At 66.2% G+C, this 1548-nt stretch carries 2 protein-coding genes; both read left to right on the top strand.

What is annotated here, in order from left to right; genetic code table 11:
- A partial coding sequence (locus tag EOA28_RS35335; RefSeq protein WP_128315825.1) for an AAA family ATPase occupies window positions 1-924 on the top strand: 924 nt, incomplete at its 5' end.
- Between the two features lie 3 nt (window positions 925-927).
- The coding region (locus EOA28_RS35330; RefSeq protein WP_245501678.1) for a DUF5682 family protein at window positions 928-1548 on the top strand (621 nt) is incomplete at its 3' end.

Genomic DNA, 1548 nt, shown 5'->3' with positions numbered 1-1548 from the left:
GTGATTTCGCCGAAATATGTCGGCCGCCGGCAATTGATGGAAACGGCGGTCGCCACGCTCGCGACCGACCGCGCGCTGCTTCTGCTCGGCGTTCCCGGAACGGCAAAATCCTGGGTCTCGGAACATCTCGCCGGCGCCATCATGGGCAACTCGACGCTGGTCGTGCAATGCACTGCCGGCACCGACGAGAACCAGATCCGCTATGGCTGGAACTATGCCCAGCTCCTGGCAAAAGGGCCGAGCCAGGAAGCGCTGGTGCCGACGCCGCTCTATCGCGCCATGCAGGACGGCAAGCTCTGCCGGCTGGAAGAGCTGACGCGCATGGGCTCCGACGTGCAGGACACGCTGATCACCGTGCTGTCGGAAAAGATGATGCCGGTGCCGGAGCTGAACACCTCGATCTATGCCCAGCGTGGCTTCAACATCATCGCCACCGCCAACAACCGCGACAAAGGCGTCAACGAGTTCTCCTCGGCGCTGAAGCGCCGCTTCAACGTCGTGGTGTTGCCTTTGCCGGACGATATGGCGGAGGAAGTCTCGATCGTCTCCCGTCGCGTCGGCGAGATGGCCGGCGGGCTGGAGCTGCCGGTGCCGAAGAATGTCGGCGAGGAGATTGCGCGAGTGCTCACCATTTTCCGCGAGCTGCGCTCGGGCGCAACCGCCGACGGCAAGGTGACGCTGAAGACGCCGTCGGGCTCGCTCTCCACCGCCGAGGCGATCGCCACCATGGTCAGCGGGCTCAGCCAGGCGGCATGGTTCGATGACGGCAAGCTGCATGCCGAAGGCCTGGCGCCGAGCCTGGTCGGCGCCATCGTCAAGGACCCGGTGCAGGACAAGGTGGTGCTGGAGGAATATCTGGAGACGGTGCTGAAGAAGCGGCCGGACTATGCCGGCTATTATGCGGCGCTCAACGCGGCCATCTGAACCATGACCCAAGGCGGCATCAGCTATTTCGGCATCCGCCACCACGGCCCGGGCTCCGCCGGGAGCTTGGTCAAGGCGTTGCAGGAATTGCAGCCGGTCGCCGTGCTGATTGAGGGGCCGGTGGATGCCTCGCCGCTGCTGCCGCTGCTCGCCAGCCCCGACATGAAGCCGCCGGTGGCGCTGCTCTGCTATCCGGAGGATGATCCCGCCGCGACCAGCTTCTGGCCTTTCGCTGAATTCTCGCCGGAATACCAGGCAGCACTTTGGGCCGTCGCCAACAAGGCGGCGCTGCGCTTCATCGACCTGCCGTCGGCCGCGCGGCTTGCGGAGAAGGCGGCTGAAGCGGCAGCGGACACCGAAGCAGCCGAGGCGGAGGCCAAGGACGAGCAGGGCGAAGAACCCACGCGCGTCCAGGATCCGATTGGCACCCTGGCGCGTGCCGCCGGCTACGAGGACGGCGAGAGCTGGTGGTCGGACATCATCGAGCAGAATCCCGAGCCCGGCCCGATCTTCGCGGCCATCGCCGACGCGATGACGACGCTGCGCGACGGCGAGGGTTCGATCGGCAGGTTAGAGGCTATGCGCGAGGCACATGCCAGGCGCCGCAAACCACGGCCATGGGGC

Source organism: Mesorhizobium sp. M2A.F.Ca.ET.067.02.1.1 (assembly GCF_004023285.1).
Taxonomy (GTDB): domain Bacteria; phylum Pseudomonadota; class Alphaproteobacteria; order Rhizobiales; family Rhizobiaceae; genus Mesorhizobium.
The sequence above is the reverse complement of the archived record's forward strand: the minus strand, read 5'-3'. Positions and strand labels throughout refer to the sequence as shown.